A 14,379-nucleotide genomic window follows, 5' to 3' on the forward strand; every position below is an offset into this window, starting at 1 on the left:
GAGACGACGATGCCGATGTATGACTATGCCTGCGCGGATTGCGGCGAATTCGCCGCGCTGCGGCCCCTGGCGCAGTGGCGCGATCCGGCGTCCTGCCCGCAATGCGGCGCGATGTCCGGCCGCATCGTGGGCGGGGCGCCGGCGGTATCGGCGCTGTCTTCGGCCGTGAACCGGGCGCGCGCGGCCAACGAGCGCAGCGCGAACGAGCCGCGCAGTTCGCGGTCCGGCCACGGCATGAACTGCGGGTGTTGTTCGGGCGGACGCGCCTCAGGCAAGACGCGTACCGCGTCCGATGGGGCGAAGTCGTTCGCGGGCGCTCGGCCCTGGATGATCAGCCACTGAGCCTGTCAGGCTTCCAGCGGCGCCACGGCGGCGCCCTGGATCTTGTGGCGGGCCAGCGCCTCGGCGACAAAGCCCGATTTCTTCATGGCTTCGACAAAGGCGGACAGGTAGGCGCTGGCCTTGTCGCCGCGGCTCTTGGGCACGCCCATGGCCTGGCGGATCAGCATGAAATGGCCGTCCAGCAGGCGCAGCCCGCCCAGGCGTTCGGCGTCGGCCTGCAGCTGTTGCTTCACGCCGGCGGCGACTTCCATGTTTTCCTGCAGGAAGATGTCGACGACGGCGGGCGAGGTGGGCGCGCGGAAGATTTCGGCCTGCTTGAGTTCGCGGGTCAGGTAGAGGTCATACGCACTGCCTTTGCCGACCACCACGCGCTGGCCTTCGCTGTCCACCTCGTCCATGCTGGCGATGGGCGAGTCCTGGCGCACCAGGTAGGCGCCTTCGATCACCACATAGGGCGCGGTGAAGGCGATCTGTTCGCCGCGCAGCGGGTCGATGGCGAAGAAGCCCACGTCGGCCTGTTCGGCCGCGACCGCGTTGACGGATTCGCCGGCGGACTTGAACACCACCAGCTCCAGCTTCACGTCCAGGCGGCGCGCAAGCTCCGTGGCCAGGTCCACCGACACGCCGCCGGGCTGGCCGGTGGCCGGGTCGGTGTTGGCCAGGATGGGGTTGCCCAGGTTGATGGACGCGCGCAGCGCGCCCGTCGGGGCGAAGGCGGAGAGCAGCTCGTGATCGGTCTTCATGGCTTCCTTTCGTGAAGAGGGCCCGCGCGGCCGGGCGCGGACGATTCCAGAAGGATAGCCGCAAGCGCGGGGCTTGCGCGACGCCTTATTGCGCGCGGCGCAGGATGTAATGCGAGGCCAGCGGGCCGGTGGGGCGCGTGCCGTCGCGATACAGCATGGTCACCTGGTTCTCGCCGACGAAATAGCGCTGGCTGTCGCCCGCGGCGTCCAGCCGGATGGTGCTGCCGTCGGATTCCCAGCTGAAGGATCCCGTCACGATCTCGGGCTGGGGCTGGCGGTCCAGGTACTGGGTCTGCTTTTCGTAGCGGCCGTCCTTCATCAGCGTCAGGCGGGTGCGGATGCCAGGGCAGTCCGCGCAGGGCAGGGTGCCTTCGTAGCTGCCCGGCCAGTCCAGCGAGTTGCGCGAGGTGTGGCCGTCCACGGGCACGGAACGGGCGGTGATGGGCTTGGAGGGCGCGCAGCCGGCAAGCAGGGCGAGCGTCAGGGCGCAGGTCAGGGTGGTTTTCATCATGGCGAGCTCCTGGGTGGCGGACTGGTCAACCCGTACCACGATACGTACAGTAACGGCTGCGTGCTGAAACGGGATGTAAAGCGCGGGGTCGCCGGCAACGGGCGGGGCTATCTTGCCCGGCCGCGCGTGCGCTAAGCTCGGCGTTCTCTCCGCGCGGGCGCGGCATTGGGCCGCTGCCGCCGCGCGCTGACCGGGGCGATCAGATGAAAGGCGAACACCATTACACCGTCACCGTGGACTGGACCGGCAACACCGGCGCCGGCACGTCCAGCTATGCGGCCTATTCCCGCGACCACCTGATCCAGGCCGCGGGCAAGCCGGACGTGCCGGGCTCCTCCGATCCGGCGTTTCGCGGCGACCCGGCGCGCTGGAATCCCGAGGACATGCTGGTGGCGTCGCTGTCCGCCTGCCACAAGCTCTGGTATCTGCATTTGTGCGCGGCCGAGGGCGTGACGGTCGAGGCGTACCGGGACGAGGCGCAGGGCGTCATGGTCGAGGACCGGGAGCGCGGCGGCGCGTTTGCGCAGGTCACGCTGCGGCCCCAGGTCACCATCCGGGCCGGCGGCGACGCCGCGCTGGCCACGGCGCTGCACGAGCGCGCGCACCACTTCTGCTTCATCGCCAATTCCGTGAATTTTCCGGTGCGGTGCGAGCCCAGCATCATTACCGCCGCATGAGCGGCGCCGCCATGCCGTTGCTTCTGCCTGACCGGCTGCAAGACCTTCCCGACCTCGGCGTGCCCGGCATGCGTTTGCGCGCCATGCGCGAGGACGACGCAGCCGGCTGGTATGCGTATCTGCGCGAGGAGCTCGTCACTCGCCACACGAGCTGGCGGCTGGACGGCCCCGGCGAACTCGCCGATCTGATCCGCGGCTATGCGCGGCCCGAGCGCTCGCACAGCGTGCGCCTGGCTATCGCCGGCCCGGACGACCGCCTCGCGGGCACGATCGGGCTGAACGAGATCTCGCTGGCGCACCGGCGCGCCGAAATCGCCTACGACATCGCTCCGGAATACTGGCGGCAGGGCCTGGCCACGAAGGCTTGCGCTGTCGTCACCGACTGGGCCCTGCAGACGCTGGGCTATGCGCGCATCCAGGCCACGGCGCTGGATTCCAATCTGGCTTGCGTGGGGGTGCTGGAGCGGTGCCGCTATCAGCGCGAAGGCCTGTTGCATGCCTACCGCGTGGTGCGCGGCGAGCCGCGCCACTTCTGGATGTATGCACGCATCTGGCCGCCTCCCGCCGTGGGCGCGGAATGCGGCTGAAGGGCGGGCGGCCCGCGGCCGGCCTGGCCTGCCGGCCGTCCGGGTTTGGCGGTAGACTCCCCGCCATCAGCCTAACGGGAAATCCATGAAATCCGCCCTGATCGTGATCGACGTCCAACGCGCGCTGTTTGAATCCTCGCCGCCGCCCTTCGACGCCGCCGACGTCCTGGCCCGCATCAATGCGCTGGCCGATGCCCACACCACCCACGACAAGCCCCATGCGAGCGGCGATCGGATCCGGGCGCACCACAATGCCACGCTGCCGGCCATCTCCAGCTTCGGCGTGAAGATCGCGGCGGTGCCGGCCGCGGATATCTTTGCCGGCGGCGCGCCGGCTTGAACGCGATGGATCCTGAACTGCTTTCCCTCTTGGTGACCCGCGACATGCCTTTCGGCAAGTACAAGGGGCGGCTGATCGCCGACCTGCCCGGGCCCTATCTGGCGTGGTTTGCGCGCAAGGGCTTTCCCCCCGGCGAACTGGGGCGGCTGCTGGCCTTGATGCATGAGCTCGATCACAACGGCCTGTCTTCGCTGCTGGATCCTTTGCGCAAATCCAGGCGGGCTCCCTAGCCGCGCCCCGCGAAACCGCAGGAAACAACTCGCGCGGATTGTGTAGCGTCTTGGCACGCCGCCTGGCGGCGGCCGGCGCTACGATAGTGCGGCGCCCCGGGGACGGCCACCGGCCCCACGCCTGGGCGCATGCTCATAGAAGAGAGGTTGCCATGAATAAACACCACGTCTCCGCCTTCCTGCTTGCCGCCCTGTGCGCGGCGGGCGCCGCGCAAGCCCAGAACGCTGCCCCCGTCACGCAGGAAATGCAGTTTCCCAGCGTCCGCTCCAAGGACGGCAGCCTCTCGCCGCCCTCGACGCTGCGCATGACGGTCTCGCCTCAGCCGGGCGCCGATCCGGTGGTCCGGGATACGCCGGAAAGCCAGGCCCAGTTTGTCCGCTGCCGCCAGGTGTCGGACCGCGCCGCCGTGTCCAATGCGCAGATGCAGGCCGGCGTGGCGCAGTGCCTGAAAGAGCTGGAGCAGCGCCGCCAGCAGTAGGCGCGAACGTCCGGCATGGCCCTGGCCGCGCAGGCGCAGGGGCTGCCGGGGGAAGGGGCCGGATTACGCGGGGGCGGCGCCGAAGCGAGTACACTTGTCCGCCGTTTTGCTTTCAGCCCCAGAACTCTCCATGATTTCCACCGCATGCGGCGTCGACTTCGGCACCTCCAACTCCACCGTAGGCTGGAGCCGTCCCGACCAGCGCGCGCTCCTCGCCTTGGAAGACGGCAAGACCACCTTGCCGTCGGCCATTTTCTTTCATGACGAGGACGCCGAGGTCAGCTATGGCCGCGCCGCCATCTCCGACTACCTGGCTGGCTACGACGGGCGCCTGATGCGCTCGATGAAGAGCCTGCTGGGCAGCTCGCTGATCGATGGCTCGACGGAGGTCCAGGGCCGTTCGATTCCGTTTCGCGTGCTGCTGACGCGGTTCATCGCCGAACTGAAGGCGCGCGCCGAGACGGCCGCCGGCCGCGGCTTTACGCGGGCGGTGCTGGGCCGGCCGGTCTTCTTCGTGGACGACAACGCCGCCGCCGACCAGACCGCCCAGGACACGCTGGGCGAGATCGCGCGCAGCGTGGGGTTCACCGATATCGAATTCCAGTTCGAGCCGCTGGCCGCCGCATTCGACTACGAATCGCAGATCGACCGCGAGGAGCTGGTGCTGGTTATCGACATCGGCGGCGGCACCTCGGACTTCTCGCTGATCCGCCTGGGGCCGGGCCGGGCCGCCAAGCCCGACCGCCGCGAAGATATCCTGGCCTATGGCGGTGTGCACATCGGCGGCGTGGATTTCGACAAGCAACTGAGCCTGGCGCATGTCATGCCCCTGCTGGGCCTGGGCAGCCAGCTGCGCAGCGGCAAGGACGTGCCGTCCACGCAGTACGGCAACCTGGCCTGCTGGCACACCATCAACCAGGCCTACACGCGCAAGGCCGCTGAACACTTCGCCTACATCCGCGCCGAAGCCGGCGACCGCGAAAAGATCGACCTGCTGCTCAACCTGGTCAAGGAACGCGCGGGCCACTGGGTGGCGGTGCAGGTGGAAGAGGCCAAGATCGCGCTGTCGGATGCGCCCGCCGCGCGCATCGACCTGTCGCGCGTCGCGCCCGAGCTGGGCGTGGACGTGACGCGCCCCTCGTTCGACGCCTGCGTGGGCCGCCTGATCGAAAAGGTCGAGGCCACGGTGGGCCAGCTGCTGCGCGACGCCGGCGTATCGACGGCCGACGTGGACACGGTGTTTTTCACGGGCGGCTCCAGCCGCGTGCCGCGCCTGCGCGAAACGGTGTCGGCGCTGGTGCCGACCGCGCGCAGCGTCGAAGGGGACTTGTTCGGCAGCATCGGCGCGGGCCTGGCGCTGGACGCCGTGCGCAAGTTCGGCTGAACCGGCCAGGCCTCGGGGGGCGATGGTAAGCTGCATGCCATGAAGCCCACACCCGACTCCCACCTCGTTGAAAAACTGCTCGCCAGCGAAGCGTCGTATGACGGCAGCTTCCTGAAGATACGCCGCGACACCGTCAGCCTGCCCAACGGCAATACCGGCATCCGCGAATATGTCGTGCATCCGGGCGCGGTGGTGGTCATTCCGCTGCTGGACGACGGCCGGGTCTTGCTGGAACGCCAGTTCCGCTACCCCATCGGCCGCGTCATGACGGAGTTCCCCGCGGGCAAGCTGGATCCGGGCGAAGACCCGCTGGCCTGCGCCAAGCGCGAGCTGCTGGAAGAAACGGGCTATACCGCGGACCAGTGGGCGCATGCCGGGGGCCTGCACCTGGCCATTGCCTATTCCACGGAAATCATCCACATCTTCTTTGCGCGCGGCTTGCGCGCCGGGCCCCGCCAGCTCGACCAGGACGAGTTCCTGGACGTGATCAGCGCGCAGCCGGCCGACCTGATCGAGGCCTGCAGCAAGGGCGAAGTCACCGACGCCAAGACGCTGACCTGCGTGCTGTGGATGCAGAACGTGCTGTCCGGCGCGTGGAAGCTGGACTGGCGGGACGACGCCGCCTGAGGCGGATCGCGCAGCGCCTGCAGGCCATGCCCGCCTACCCGGTCCTCGTCCAGCCCGCCGGCCTGCGCTTTGACGCGGACGCCGGCACGCCGGTGCTGCTGGCGGCGCAGGCGGCAGGCATCAAGTTGCCCAGTTCCTGCCGCAACGGCACCTGCCGCGCCTGCATGTGCCTGATGCTGGAAGGCTCCGTGGTCTACGGCATTGAATGGCCGGGGCTGTCGCGCGACGAAAAAGAAGAAGGCTGGATCCTGCCGTGCGTGGCGCAGGCCGCGTCGTCGCTGGAAATCCAGGCGCCGCAGGCCGCGCCGATCGAGGCCGCGCCAGCGGCCGTGCGCCCCCTTACCGGCGCCAGGCGCTAAGCGCGCGGGCAGGCAGGAGCGCGGCGGCCATGCCCGCCGCCATGCCCAGCGCCATGCCGGCGAAGGGCGCCGCGCCCGCCGACAGCGCCGCTGCGATACCCAGCCGCGCACCCAGGATCATCCCGAGGGCCATGAGCGCGGCGCAGAGCAGGCGCGCCGCCACCGGGGGCGCGACGCCCTGCGTCCGGGGCCAGGGCAAGAGCGCCGCCAGCGCCATTGCCGCGCTGCTGGCCGGCATCAGCGTCGCGTGCCGCCATGCCAGCTCGGCCAGGGTGCCCGGCGCGCCGCATGCGCTGGCCAGCAGCGCGGCGGGCGTGCGCCAGGTATCGATCAGCAGGCCGGCGGCCATGGCCGCCGTGCAGGCCAGCCACAGGCCCGCCATGCCGGCCGCGGACGGCAGCCAGCGCCTAGCCGTGGGCGTGGCAGGCTTTCTGCGGGGAGTCGTCGTAGCGGTCATGGTGGCGCACCCAGTCTCCCAGGTCGAAATGGGGCCCGTTTTCGTTGCGGCCCAGCGGCGCGAGATCCAGGTAGTTGTAGGCGCCCGCCAGGCGCTCCACCCCGCGCTCGAAGGTGGAGTAGGTGTGGAAGATCTCGCCGTCCGGATCGCGGAAGAAAGCGCTGGCCCCCGGCCGTTCCTCGACGTCGCCGTCGGCCTTGGGCACGGAGGCGCGAAAGTCGAAGTTGAAGTCGCAGCCCTCGGACGAGAACCAATCGAAGTTCCAGCCCATGCGCTGCTTGAACGCGGCCAGCCTGGCATAGGGCGCGCGCGAGACCGCCACCACCGAAATGTCATGGTGGCGCAGATGCATCAGGGCGCCGCCCAGGTGGTCGGCGAGGAACGAGCAGCCCACGCAGCCTTCCTCCCAATCGGGGCTGAACATGAAGTGATAGACGATGAGCTGGCTCTTGCCCTGGAACAGATCGGCCAAGGAGTGCGATCCGCTGGCGTCCTGGAACTGGTAGGCCTTGTCCACCTTGACCCACGGCAGGGCCATGCGGTCGCGCGCCAGCGCGTCCTGGGCATGGGTCAATTCCTTTTCGCGGCGCAGCAGCGCCTCGCGCGCGGCGTCCCACTGGTGGCGGGATACGACAGGGTGATCGGTTTGCATGGTGCGGCTCCTGGAAAGGCGGGCCCGCAGGCCCGGACGGGGCGAACGGCGGAACTCAGGCCAGGCTCGCCAGGTGATCCGCAAGCCGGTCCATCGCGCCCGACCAGCCATGTTCATGGCCGTCGCGGGTAGCCTGGTCGACAAACGGGGTCTGCAGGAAGGCAAGGTCGGTGCCCGTGCCCGCAGGGGTGAATTCAAGGGTGATCAGCGATGTTTCTTCCGGCGTGTCGCGCCAGGCCCACGTGAAGACCAGCCGGCGCTGCGGCTCTACTTCCTGGTAGCGGCCGCTGGCGTGGTGTTCGCGTCCGTCTTCGGTGGCAAACCCGACCTGGTAGGCGCCGCCTACGCGCACGTCGGTCTCGGCCATCAGGACTTGCCGGGTTTCGGCGGGGCCGAACCAGCGCATCAGCGCTTGCGGGTCCGTCCAGGCGCGCCAGACGCGTTCGACGGGGGCGTCGAAACGCCGCTGGAGCCGGAGTTCGAGGGGGGAGGTTCGGTTTGCCATGGGTGTATTTCCTCTTCGTGATAGAGATACCGCGCCAGCGAATCCAGTTGCCCGTTCCAGAACTTTTCATAGCGGGCCAGCCATGCGGACGCGGCCTGCATGGGCTCTGGCGACAGCGTGCAGCTCACCACGCGGCCGTCCTTGGCGCGGGCGATCAGGCCGGCGCCTTCCAGCACCCGCAGGTGCTTCATGAAGGCGGGCAGGGACATGGCGTGAGGCTGGGCCAGCGCGCTGACCGATGCCGATCCCTGTTCCAGGTCCGCCAGCACCCGGCGCCGCGTGCCATCGGCCAGCGCCGAAAAAATGCCGTCGAGGGTGTCGTCGTTAAAGTTAACCATAAGGTTAAGTGTCGGGCCGGCAAGGCATGCCTGTCAAGCCATGCAACTCCGGAATTTCCCTAAACCCGCGGGCAGCGTCTATTTGCCGCGCGGCTTGATGATGTCGCAGGCGGCGGCGTTGCCGGTGGTCTGGGCGCCGTCGCCCAGCAGCGCGCGCACGCCGCAGACCGATCCGAACATGCGCTTGCTGTCGTGGCCCACGCCGCCCACCTCGAAGCTGCTGTGGCGCAGCGCGACGGGTTTGGCGCCGCGGCCGGCCAGCACGTGCTCGTACTGCACGTAGCCCGTGCCGCGCGCGAGCCGGGTCGCGCCCTGGGCTTCCGCGCCGCAGGCCTTGTCCAGCAGCCGGTGCTCGGGGTTGTTGTCCGCGCCGCCCAGCAGATAGATCACGTCGCGCGCCGCGTAGCGCACGAAGAGCCGGGATTCTTCGGTTCCCCGCGCGTAGGCGGGCAGCTTGTCCGTGCCGTACTTGTACTGGTTATAGGTGGGGCAGATGCCGCGTTCGTAGGGCGCATAGCCCTTGCCGTCCGCGCGCGGCCGTTCGTTGGTCAGGTACAGGTAAGAAGAGGGGTTGGCGACGACGTAGCGCAGCGCCAGTCCGTCGCGGCGCAGCGGGCCGTCGATGTTGTTCAGCACCGCGTAGCGATGCACCAACTGCGCGCCGCCGGAGTGTCCGGCCAGCACGATGTTCGCCAGGGATGCCAGGCGCTTGCGATCGTCCAGGCTGCGCAGCAGGTCGTCAAGCACCTGGAACGAGCTGACCGGCGCGGGCCGGCCCGCCGCCTGGACGCTGTCTTCGCCGTCTTCCCAGCTGGCCTTGCGCCAGGCCGCCATGCCGCCGAAACCCGAGTCGATGGATCCGGAGAAGCGCGGCGCCAGGATCAGCGTCTCGCGCTCCCGGTCGGGGTTGCCCGCCAGCAGGGCGGCGGCGGTTTCGTAGTAGTGGTCGGCGTCGCGCTTGACGCCGTGGATGACGACGAGCACCTGCTTGATGCCGCGCAGGTCGTCCTTGGCCAGGTTGCGGTTGGCGTAGACCGGCATCTTGTACCGGTGCCCCGGCTTGCCGAGTTCCACCGTCTGCCAGCTCAGGGGCGCCGCGCGCTTGGGCGCAGGCACGATTTCATCGTAGTCGTAGGGGTCGGGCAGCGGCGTTTGGGCGCGCGCGGCCAGGGGCGCCAGCGTGGCGGCCATGGCAAGCGAGGCGGCCAGGCAGCGCGCCAGGCGCGGCCCGCGAGCCTGCCATGCCTGGGACACAGAGCTTGTGGGCGCGCGGCGCATGGCGCGGCAGACGCTCAGCAGCCGTCGTGGCCGAGCAGTTGCTTGAGCGCGGCCAGGTCCAGGATGCGGACCTCGCGCTGGTTGATCTTGATCAGGCCGTCGCGCGCAAAGCGCGAGAACAGGCGGCTGACCGTTTCCAGCGTCAGGCCCAGGTAGTTGCCGATCTCTTCGCGGCTCATGCGCAGCACGAACTCGGTGGACGAATAGCCCAGCGAGGCATAGCGCTGCGACAGGTTCAGCAGGAAGGCCGCCAGGCGCTGCTCGGACCGCATCGAGCCCAGCGAGGCCAGCATCTGGTGCGAACGGGTGATCTCGCGGCTCATCAGGCGGCGGAACTGCTGCTGCAGCGACGGCAGGTGCGCGGCCACGCGATCGACTTCGTTCAGCCGGATGACGCAGACCTCGGAATCTTCCAGCGCCACGGCGGCCGACACGTGCTTGCCATCCAGCATGCCGTCCATGCCGACGATCTCGCCCGGCAGGTGAAAGCCGGTGATCTGGATCTGGCCGGTCGCGTCTTCCAGTTGCGTCTTGAGGCTGCCGAAGCGCACGCCGTACACGGCGTCCAGCGGGTGGTCCAGCGAATACAGCGTCTTGCCTTTTTCAAGGCGGACACGCTCCTTCACCAGCTCGTCCAGCTTTTCGACTTCGGCGGCTGCCATGCCCACGGGAACGCAGACGTGCCCCAGCATACATGTGGAACAGTGAGCGGCATCAGGGGCAATGGGGACCCGTTTTTGCATACGATGACCTTTAGAGTGCCCATTGCGCGGCGGAAGGCCGGAACGGGTGCAAAGCGTGAGACAGGCGTCTATTGTAGTCCGTTGTTACTACGGGTGTCTTACCGGGCGCCGGGCAAGCCGGTAGGCAATCCAGTCCTCGCCGGCGATGGCGACGGCCGCGGCGCACAGCGCCGGGTCGACGGGGTAGTACTGGCAGGTCACCAGGCCGCCCCGGTCCGGGGCTTCCAGGCGGGCCTCGATCTCCCTGCGCACGAAAAGGCAGGGCTGGCCGGGCACGTACTCCTCGATCTCGTCCATCAGCGCGATCAGCGCCGGGTCCACCCGGAAAACGTCGCCCCGCACGCGCCTGCCGTTGTCCGCCGGGATCAGTCCGGGCCAGTCGCCAAAGTCCACCAGCATGCCCGGCACGCTGGCCGGGCCGACGTGGCAGGGAGCGGGCAGCCCCCGGCTGGCGGCGGCTTGCGCCAGATCGTTGATTTCGCCTGCTCGTAGGGTGCCGTAGACAAAAACGTATATGCTCATTGTTCAGTTGCTGCTGCACGTCGAAGAGACCATGAGGCTGGCCGGGTGTTGAAATTTTCTCATCCGGCCGCATATTCAGGTTATCGAGCCCGCCGGCACGTATCGGTCAGGCTCCCCAACAAGCCACAACGACCATTATGCGATTCGACAAACTTACTACCAAGTTCCAGCAAGCCCTGGCCGACGCTCAAAGTCTGGCCGCCCGCAACGACCACCCCTACATCGAGCCCGTCCACGTGCTGTCCGCCCTGCTGTCGGATTCCGACAGCGGCGCCGGCAGCCTGCTGGCGCGCGCCGGCGTGGCGGTCAACCGGCTGGCGCCGGCCCTGGAAAACGCCCTGAAGTCCCTGCCGCAGGTGCAGGGCGAGGACAACGTCCAGGTGGGCCGCGACCTGCAAGGCGTGCTGACGCGCACCGACAAGGAAGCCGCGCGCCGCGGCGACACCTACATCGCCAGCGAACTGTTCCTGCTGGCGCTGGCCGACGACAAGGGCGATGCCGGCCGCATCCTGCGCGACGCGGGCCTGCAGAAGAAGGCCCTGGAAGCCGCCATCGACGCCGTTCGCGGCGGCGAGAACGTCTCCGGCGCGGAAGGCGAGGCCAACCGCGAAGCCCTGTCCAAGTACACGATGGACCTGACCGAGCGCGCCCGCCAGGGCAAGCTGGATCCGGTGATCGGCCGCGACGACGAAATCCGCCGCACGATCCAGATCCTGCAGCGCCGCACCAAGAACAACCCCGTGCTGATCGGCGAGCCCGGCGTGGGCAAGACCGCCATCGTCGAGGGCCTGGCGCAGCGCATCGTCAACGACGAAGTGCCCGAGAGCCTGCGCGGCAAGCGCGTGCTGTCCCTGGACCTGGCGGCCCTGCTCGCCGGCGCCAAGTTCCGCGGCGAATTCGAAGAACGCCTGAAGGCCGTGCTCAAAGAGCTGGGCCAGGACGACGGCCGCAACATCGTCTTCATCGACGAGCTGCACACCATGGTCGGCGCGGGCAAGGCCGAAGGCGCGATGGACGCCGGCAACATGCTCAAGCCGGCGCTGGCGCGCGGCGAGCTGCATTGCATCGGCGCGACCACGCTGGACGAATACCGCAAGTACATCGAAAAGGACGCCGCGCTGGAGCGCCGCTTCCAGAAGGTGCTGGTCGACGAGCCCGATGTGGAATCCACCATCGCCATCCTGCGCGGCTTGCAGGAACGCTATGAAATCCACCACGGCGTTGAGATCACCGACCCGGCCATCGTGGCGGCGGCGGAACTGTCGCACCGCTACATCACCGACCGCTTCCTGCCCGACAAGGCCATCGACCTCATCGACGAGGCCGGCGCCCGCATCCGCATGGAAATCGACTCCAAGCCGGAGGTGATGGACAAGCTGGACCGCCGCATCATCCAGCTAAAGATCGAGCGCGAGGCCGTCAAGAAGGAAACGGACGACGCGTCCAAGCGCCGCCTGGGCGTCATCGAAGACGAACTGGAAAAGCTGCAGCGCGAGTACAACGACTACGAAGAAATCTGGAAGGCCGAGAAGGCCGCGGTGCAGGGCACCCAGGCCATCAAGGAAGAGATCGACAGCGTGCGCGCCGAGATGGCGGAACTGCAGCGCAAGGGCCAGTTCGACAAGCTGGCCGAGCTGCAGTACGGCAAGCTGCCCGATCTGGAATCGCGCCTGAAGGCCGCTGAAGTGGGCGCCGCCGAGGCGGCCGAGAACGCCGAAGGCGACGAGTCCCGTCCGCGCCTGCTGCGCACGCGGGTCGGCGCGGAGGAAATCGCCGAGGTCGTGTCGCGCGCCACCGGCATTCCCGTGTCCAAGATGATGCAGGGCGAACGCGAGAAGCTCCTGCACATGGAAGAGTTCCTGCACAAGCGCGTGGTGGGCCAGGACGAGGCCGTGCGCCTGGTGTCCGACGCCATCCGGCGTTCCCGCGCAGGCCTGGCGGACCCGGCGCGGCCGTATGGCTCGTTCCTGTTCCTGGGCCCGACGGGCGTGGGCAAGACCGAGCTGACGCGCGCCCTGGCCGAGTTCCTGTTCGACTCCGAAGAGCACATGATCCGCATCGACATGAGCGAGTTCATGGAGAAGCACTCGGTGGCGCGGCTGATCGGCGCGCCGCCCGGATACGTGGGCTACGAAGAGGGCGGCTACCTGACCGAGGCCGTGCGGCGCAAGCCCTACAGCGTCGTGCTGCTGGACGAAGTGGAAAAGGCCCATCCGGACGTGTTCAACGTGCTCCTGCAGGTGCTGGACGACGGGCGCCTGACCGACGGCCAGGGCCGCACCGTGGACTTCCGCAATACCGTGATCGTCATGACCTCCAACCTGGGTTCGCACCATATCCAGACCCTGGCGGGCCAGCCTTACGACGTGATCAAGGAAGTGGTGTGGGACGAGCTCAAGCAGACGCTGCGGCCCGAGTTCCTGAACCGCATCGATGAAGTGGTTGTGTTCCATGGCCTGGAAGCGCAGCACATCGAGTCCATTGCCCGCATCCAGCTTCGCCGCCTGGGCGAGCGCCTGGAAAAGCAGGAGATGCGCCTGGAAGTCACCGAACCGGCGCTGGCGGAACTGGCCCGCTCCGGCTTCGATCCGGTGTTTGGCGCGCGCCCCTTGAAGCGCGCGATCCAGCAGCAGATCGAGAACCCGGTGGCGCGCCTGATCCTCGAAGGCAGGTTCGGCCCGCGCGACGTGGTGCCGGTGGACTGGCAGGACGGCGAGTTCATCTTCACCCGAACGCTGCAGTAAGCAAAAGCCCGGCGCAAGCCGGGCTTTTTTTTGCCGCAGCGGTGCGGCAGGCGTCCGATATTACTGAAATTCCCACAAAAGCTGAGGTCCATCTTTCGCGGGTGTCTGACACCGTGCGGACCCGTTACCGCTTCCTCCGCGGGTGTCTGACACCGTGCGGCGGGCCGGACCCGTTACCGCTTCCTGGGCGCCGCCTCGGACAGCGCCTGTTTGATGATGGCGTTGGCCGTCCAGCGCACCACGTCGGTGAGCTCGGGCAACTCCAGTTTCCAGATGTCTTTCAGCACCAGGAACACCTCGGTGCCGTAGACCAGCGACAGCGCCTGCGCCACACGGTCCTGCTGGGTGGGCGTCAGGTCGGCCGCCAGCGGCGCAATGGCGCGCTTCAGGGTGTCGACGCGGTGGCCGCGCACCAGCCGGGGTTCCGCCGCCGCCTTGCCGGCGCTGGCCTCGGCGTGCTGCTGCAGGGACACCAGGATGGCGGCGCGCAGCGGCGCCTCGTGCGCTTCCAGCCGCGGGTAGGCAAAGCGCAGCAGCTCGTCGACGCGCGCGGCGGCGTCCGGCGCGCTGGAATCCCAGGCCAGGATCGGGCCCAGGCTTTCGTCCACCACGGCGGCGATCAGCGCGCTCTGGCTGGGGAAGTAGCGATAGGCGGTGGCGCGCGAGACCTGGGCGTGTTCGGCCAGCTCGGCGACGGACGGCGTGAGGCCCTGCGCCATGAGCTGGTGCGCCGCGTCCAGCAGGATCTTGCGGGTGCGCGCGCGCGGACCGTGCGGGGGCTCGCCGCTGGCCGCGGCCTGCCGGCTGGCGGGCGCGATCAGCCGGGCGCCGGCCGCTGCCGCAGGGGCCGTTTTGGCGGGG

General features: G+C 68.6%; 19 protein-coding genes and 1 pseudogene. 10 read left to right on the plus strand and 10 right to left on the minus strand.

Translation table 11 applies throughout. The annotated features are described in order from the left end of the window. Positions 1–9 precede the first annotated feature (9 nt). The gene (locus ACFWP0_RS23680) at positions 10–342 is read left to right on the plus strand and encodes a zinc ribbon domain-containing protein (protein ID WP_377846233.1); all 333 of its coding nucleotides are present in this window, start codon (positions 10–12) and stop codon (positions 340–342) included. Positions 343–347: 5 nt separating this feature from the next. On the opposite strand, the gene ACFWP0_RS23685 is transcribed toward ACFWP0_RS23680, so the two are convergent. Beyond that, positions 348–1,085, minus strand: coding sequence for an ABC transporter substrate-binding protein (locus tag ACFWP0_RS23685; RefSeq protein WP_377846235.1), 738 nt, complete (start codon positions 1,083–1,085; stop codon positions 348–350). A gap of 85 nt (positions 1,086–1,170) precedes the next feature. Continuing rightward, positions 1,171–1,596, minus strand: a complete 426-nt coding sequence (locus ACFWP0_RS23690) for a copper resistance protein NlpE (RefSeq protein ID WP_377846237.1) — start codon at positions 1,594–1,596, stop codon at positions 1,171–1,173. 203 nt (positions 1,597–1,799) lie between these two features. Here ACFWP0_RS23690 and ACFWP0_RS23695 point away from each other — a divergent pair, with 203 nt between their 5' ends. The 8 genes and pseudogenes from ACFWP0_RS23695 to ACFWP0_RS23730 all read left to right on the plus strand — a co-directional run bounded on the left by ACFWP0_RS23695 (position 1,800) and on the right by ACFWP0_RS23730 (position 6,279). Continuing rightward, positions 1,800–2,273 carry an OsmC family protein gene (locus ACFWP0_RS23695; protein WP_377846238.1) on the plus strand — a complete coding sequence of 158 codons (474 nt, stop codon included), beginning with the start codon at positions 1,800–1,802 and terminating at the stop codon, positions 2,271–2,273. Between the two features lie 11 nt (positions 2,274–2,284). After that, entirely contained in the window at positions 2,285–2,860 is a 576-nt protein-coding gene (locus ACFWP0_RS23700; RefSeq protein WP_377846240.1) for a GNAT family N-acetyltransferase, read from the plus strand. A 187-nt stretch (positions 2,861–3,047) separates the two neighbouring features. Continuing rightward, positions 3,048–3,200: pseudogene (locus ACFWP0_RS23705) on the plus strand (cysteine hydrolase); the annotation flags it as partial. Positions 3,201–3,205: 5 nt separating this feature from the next. After that, positions 3,206–3,430, plus strand: a complete 225-nt coding sequence (locus ACFWP0_RS23710; protein WP_377846242.1) for a DUF3820 family protein — start codon at positions 3,206–3,208, stop codon at positions 3,428–3,430. Positions 3,431–3,582: 152 nt separating this feature from the next. Further along, positions 3,583–3,909: a hypothetical protein gene (locus tag ACFWP0_RS23715; protein WP_377846244.1), complete on the plus strand. Its 327-nt coding sequence runs from the start codon at positions 3,583–3,585 to the stop codon at positions 3,907–3,909. 130 nt (positions 3,910–4,039) lie between these two features. After that, on the plus strand, positions 4,040–5,293 hold the full coding sequence (locus tag ACFWP0_RS23720) for an Hsp70 family protein (RefSeq protein ID WP_377846246.1): 1,254 nt from the start codon (positions 4,040–4,042) through the stop codon (positions 5,291–5,293). 39 nt (positions 5,294–5,332) lie between these two features. Further along, positions 5,333–5,920: an NUDIX domain-containing protein gene (locus ACFWP0_RS23725; RefSeq protein ID WP_377846247.1), complete on the plus strand. Its 588-nt coding sequence runs from the start codon at positions 5,333–5,335 to the stop codon at positions 5,918–5,920. 26 nt (positions 5,921–5,946) lie between these two features. Beyond that, positions 5,947–6,279 carry a 2Fe-2S iron-sulfur cluster-binding protein gene (locus tag ACFWP0_RS23730; RefSeq protein WP_377846248.1) on the plus strand — a complete coding sequence of 111 codons (333 nt, stop codon included), beginning with the start codon at positions 5,947–5,949 and terminating at the stop codon, positions 6,277–6,279. Here the strand turns inward: ACFWP0_RS23730 and ACFWP0_RS23735 are convergent. The 7 genes from ACFWP0_RS23735 to ACFWP0_RS23765 form a co-directional block, all read right to left on the minus strand. After that, positions 6,260–6,736, minus strand: a complete 477-nt coding sequence (locus tag ACFWP0_RS23735) for a hypothetical protein (protein ID WP_377846250.1) — start codon at positions 6,734–6,736, stop codon at positions 6,260–6,262. The two genes, ACFWP0_RS23730 and ACFWP0_RS23735, sit on opposite strands and share 20 nt — an antisense overlap. After that, the gene (locus ACFWP0_RS23740; RefSeq protein WP_377846252.1) at positions 6,687–7,388 is read right to left on the minus strand and encodes a DUF899 domain-containing protein; all 702 of its coding nucleotides are present in this window, start codon (positions 7,386–7,388) and stop codon (positions 6,687–6,689) included. Before ACFWP0_RS23740 ends, ACFWP0_RS23735 begins: the two co-directional genes overlap by 50 nt. Before the next feature lie 55 nt (positions 7,389–7,443). Continuing rightward, positions 7,444–7,893 (minus strand): SRPBCC domain-containing protein, encoded by a 450-nt coding sequence (locus ACFWP0_RS23745; RefSeq protein WP_377846254.1) that lies wholly within the window; start codon positions 7,891–7,893, stop codon positions 7,444–7,446. After that, positions 7,794–8,231 carry an ArsR/SmtB family transcription factor gene (locus tag ACFWP0_RS23750; protein WP_377846255.1) on the minus strand — a complete coding sequence of 146 codons (438 nt, stop codon included), beginning with the start codon at positions 8,229–8,231 and terminating at the stop codon, positions 7,794–7,796. Before ACFWP0_RS23750 ends, ACFWP0_RS23745 begins: the two co-directional genes overlap by 100 nt. A gap of 78 nt (positions 8,232–8,309) precedes the next feature. Continuing rightward, the gene (locus ACFWP0_RS23755) at positions 8,310–9,509 is read right to left on the minus strand and encodes a hypothetical protein (RefSeq protein WP_377846257.1); all 1,200 of its coding nucleotides are present in this window, start codon (positions 9,507–9,509) and stop codon (positions 8,310–8,312) included. A 14-nt stretch (positions 9,510–9,523) separates the two neighbouring features. Beyond that, positions 9,524–10,252, minus strand: coding sequence for a fumarate/nitrate reduction transcriptional regulator Fnr (gene fnr / locus ACFWP0_RS23760; RefSeq protein ID WP_377846259.1), 729 nt, complete (start codon positions 10,250–10,252; stop codon positions 9,524–9,526). A gap of 87 nt (positions 10,253–10,339) precedes the next feature. Continuing rightward, the gene (locus tag ACFWP0_RS23765; RefSeq protein ID WP_377846260.1) at positions 10,340–10,774 is read right to left on the minus strand and encodes a gamma-glutamylcyclotransferase; all 435 of its coding nucleotides are present in this window, start codon (positions 10,772–10,774) and stop codon (positions 10,340–10,342) included. Positions 10,775–10,911: 137 nt separating this feature from the next. On the opposite strand from ACFWP0_RS23765, the gene clpB reads away from it, so the two are divergent. Continuing rightward, on the plus strand, positions 10,912–13,518 hold the full coding sequence (gene clpB / locus ACFWP0_RS23770) for an ATP-dependent chaperone ClpB (protein WP_377846262.1): 2,607 nt from the start codon (positions 10,912–10,914) through the stop codon (positions 13,516–13,518). Between the two features lie 173 nt (positions 13,519–13,691). On the opposite strand, the gene ACFWP0_RS23775 is transcribed toward clpB, so the two are convergent. Beyond that, a complete protein-coding gene (locus ACFWP0_RS23775; protein ID WP_377846456.1) occupies positions 13,692–14,339 on the minus strand; it encodes a TetR/AcrR family transcriptional regulator in 648 nt (215 codons plus the stop codon). Positions 14,340–14,379: the final 40 nt, after the last annotated feature.

The organism is Achromobacter sp. NPDC058515 (genome assembly GCF_042721735.1).
Lineage (GTDB): Bacteria > Pseudomonadota > Gammaproteobacteria > Burkholderiales > Burkholderiaceae_B > Achromobacter.

Coding starts and splice junctions, on each gene's coding strand:
- ACFWP0_RS23680 (WP_377846233.1), top strand. CDS start 10: ATGCCGATGTATGACTATGCCTGCGCGGATTGCGGCGAATTCGCCGCG.
- ACFWP0_RS23685 (WP_377846235.1), bottom strand. CDS start 1,085: ATGAAGACCGATCACGAGCTGCTCTCCGCCTTCGCCCCGACGGGCGCG.
- ACFWP0_RS23690 (WP_377846237.1), bottom strand. CDS start 1,596: ATGATGAAAACCACCCTGACCTGCGCCCTGACGCTCGCCCTGCTTGCC.
- ACFWP0_RS23695 (WP_377846238.1), top strand. CDS start 1,800: ATGAAAGGCGAACACCATTACACCGTCACCGTGGACTGGACCGGCAAC.
- ACFWP0_RS23700 (WP_377846240.1), top strand. CDS start 2,285: ATGCCGTTGCTTCTGCCTGACCGGCTGCAAGACCTTCCCGACCTCGGC.
- ACFWP0_RS23710 (WP_377846242.1), top strand. CDS start 3,206: ATGGATCCTGAACTGCTTTCCCTCTTGGTGACCCGCGACATGCCTTTC.
- ACFWP0_RS23715 (WP_377846244.1), top strand. CDS start 3,583: ATGAATAAACACCACGTCTCCGCCTTCCTGCTTGCCGCCCTGTGCGCG.
- ACFWP0_RS23720 (WP_377846246.1), top strand. CDS start 4,040: ATGATTTCCACCGCATGCGGCGTCGACTTCGGCACCTCCAACTCCACC.
- ACFWP0_RS23725 (WP_377846247.1), top strand. CDS start 5,333: ATGAAGCCCACACCCGACTCCCACCTCGTTGAAAAACTGCTCGCCAGC.
- ACFWP0_RS23730 (WP_377846248.1), top strand. CDS start 5,947: ATGCCCGCCTACCCGGTCCTCGTCCAGCCCGCCGGCCTGCGCTTTGAC.
- ACFWP0_RS23735 (WP_377846250.1), bottom strand. CDS start 6,736: ATGACCGCTACGACGACTCCCCGCAGAAAGCCTGCCACGCCCACGGCT.
- ACFWP0_RS23740 (WP_377846252.1), bottom strand. CDS start 7,388: ATGCAAACCGATCACCCTGTCGTATCCCGCCACCAGTGGGACGCCGCG.
- ACFWP0_RS23745 (WP_377846254.1), bottom strand. CDS start 7,893: ATGGCAAACCGAACCTCCCCCCTCGAACTCCGGCTCCAGCGGCGTTTC.
- ACFWP0_RS23750 (WP_377846255.1), bottom strand. CDS start 8,231: ATGGTTAACTTTAACGACGACACCCTCGACGGCATTTTTTCGGCGCTG.
- ACFWP0_RS23755 (WP_377846257.1), bottom strand. CDS start 9,509: ATGCGCCGCGCGCCCACAAGCTCTGTGTCCCAGGCATGGCAGGCTCGC.
- fnr (WP_377846259.1), bottom strand. CDS start 10,252: ATGCAAAAACGGGTCCCCATTGCCCCTGATGCCGCTCACTGTTCCACA.
- ACFWP0_RS23765 (WP_377846260.1), bottom strand. CDS start 10,774: ATGAGCATATACGTTTTTGTCTACGGCACCCTACGAGCAGGCGAAATC.
- clpB (WP_377846262.1), top strand. CDS start 10,912: ATGCGATTCGACAAACTTACTACCAAGTTCCAGCAAGCCCTGGCCGAC.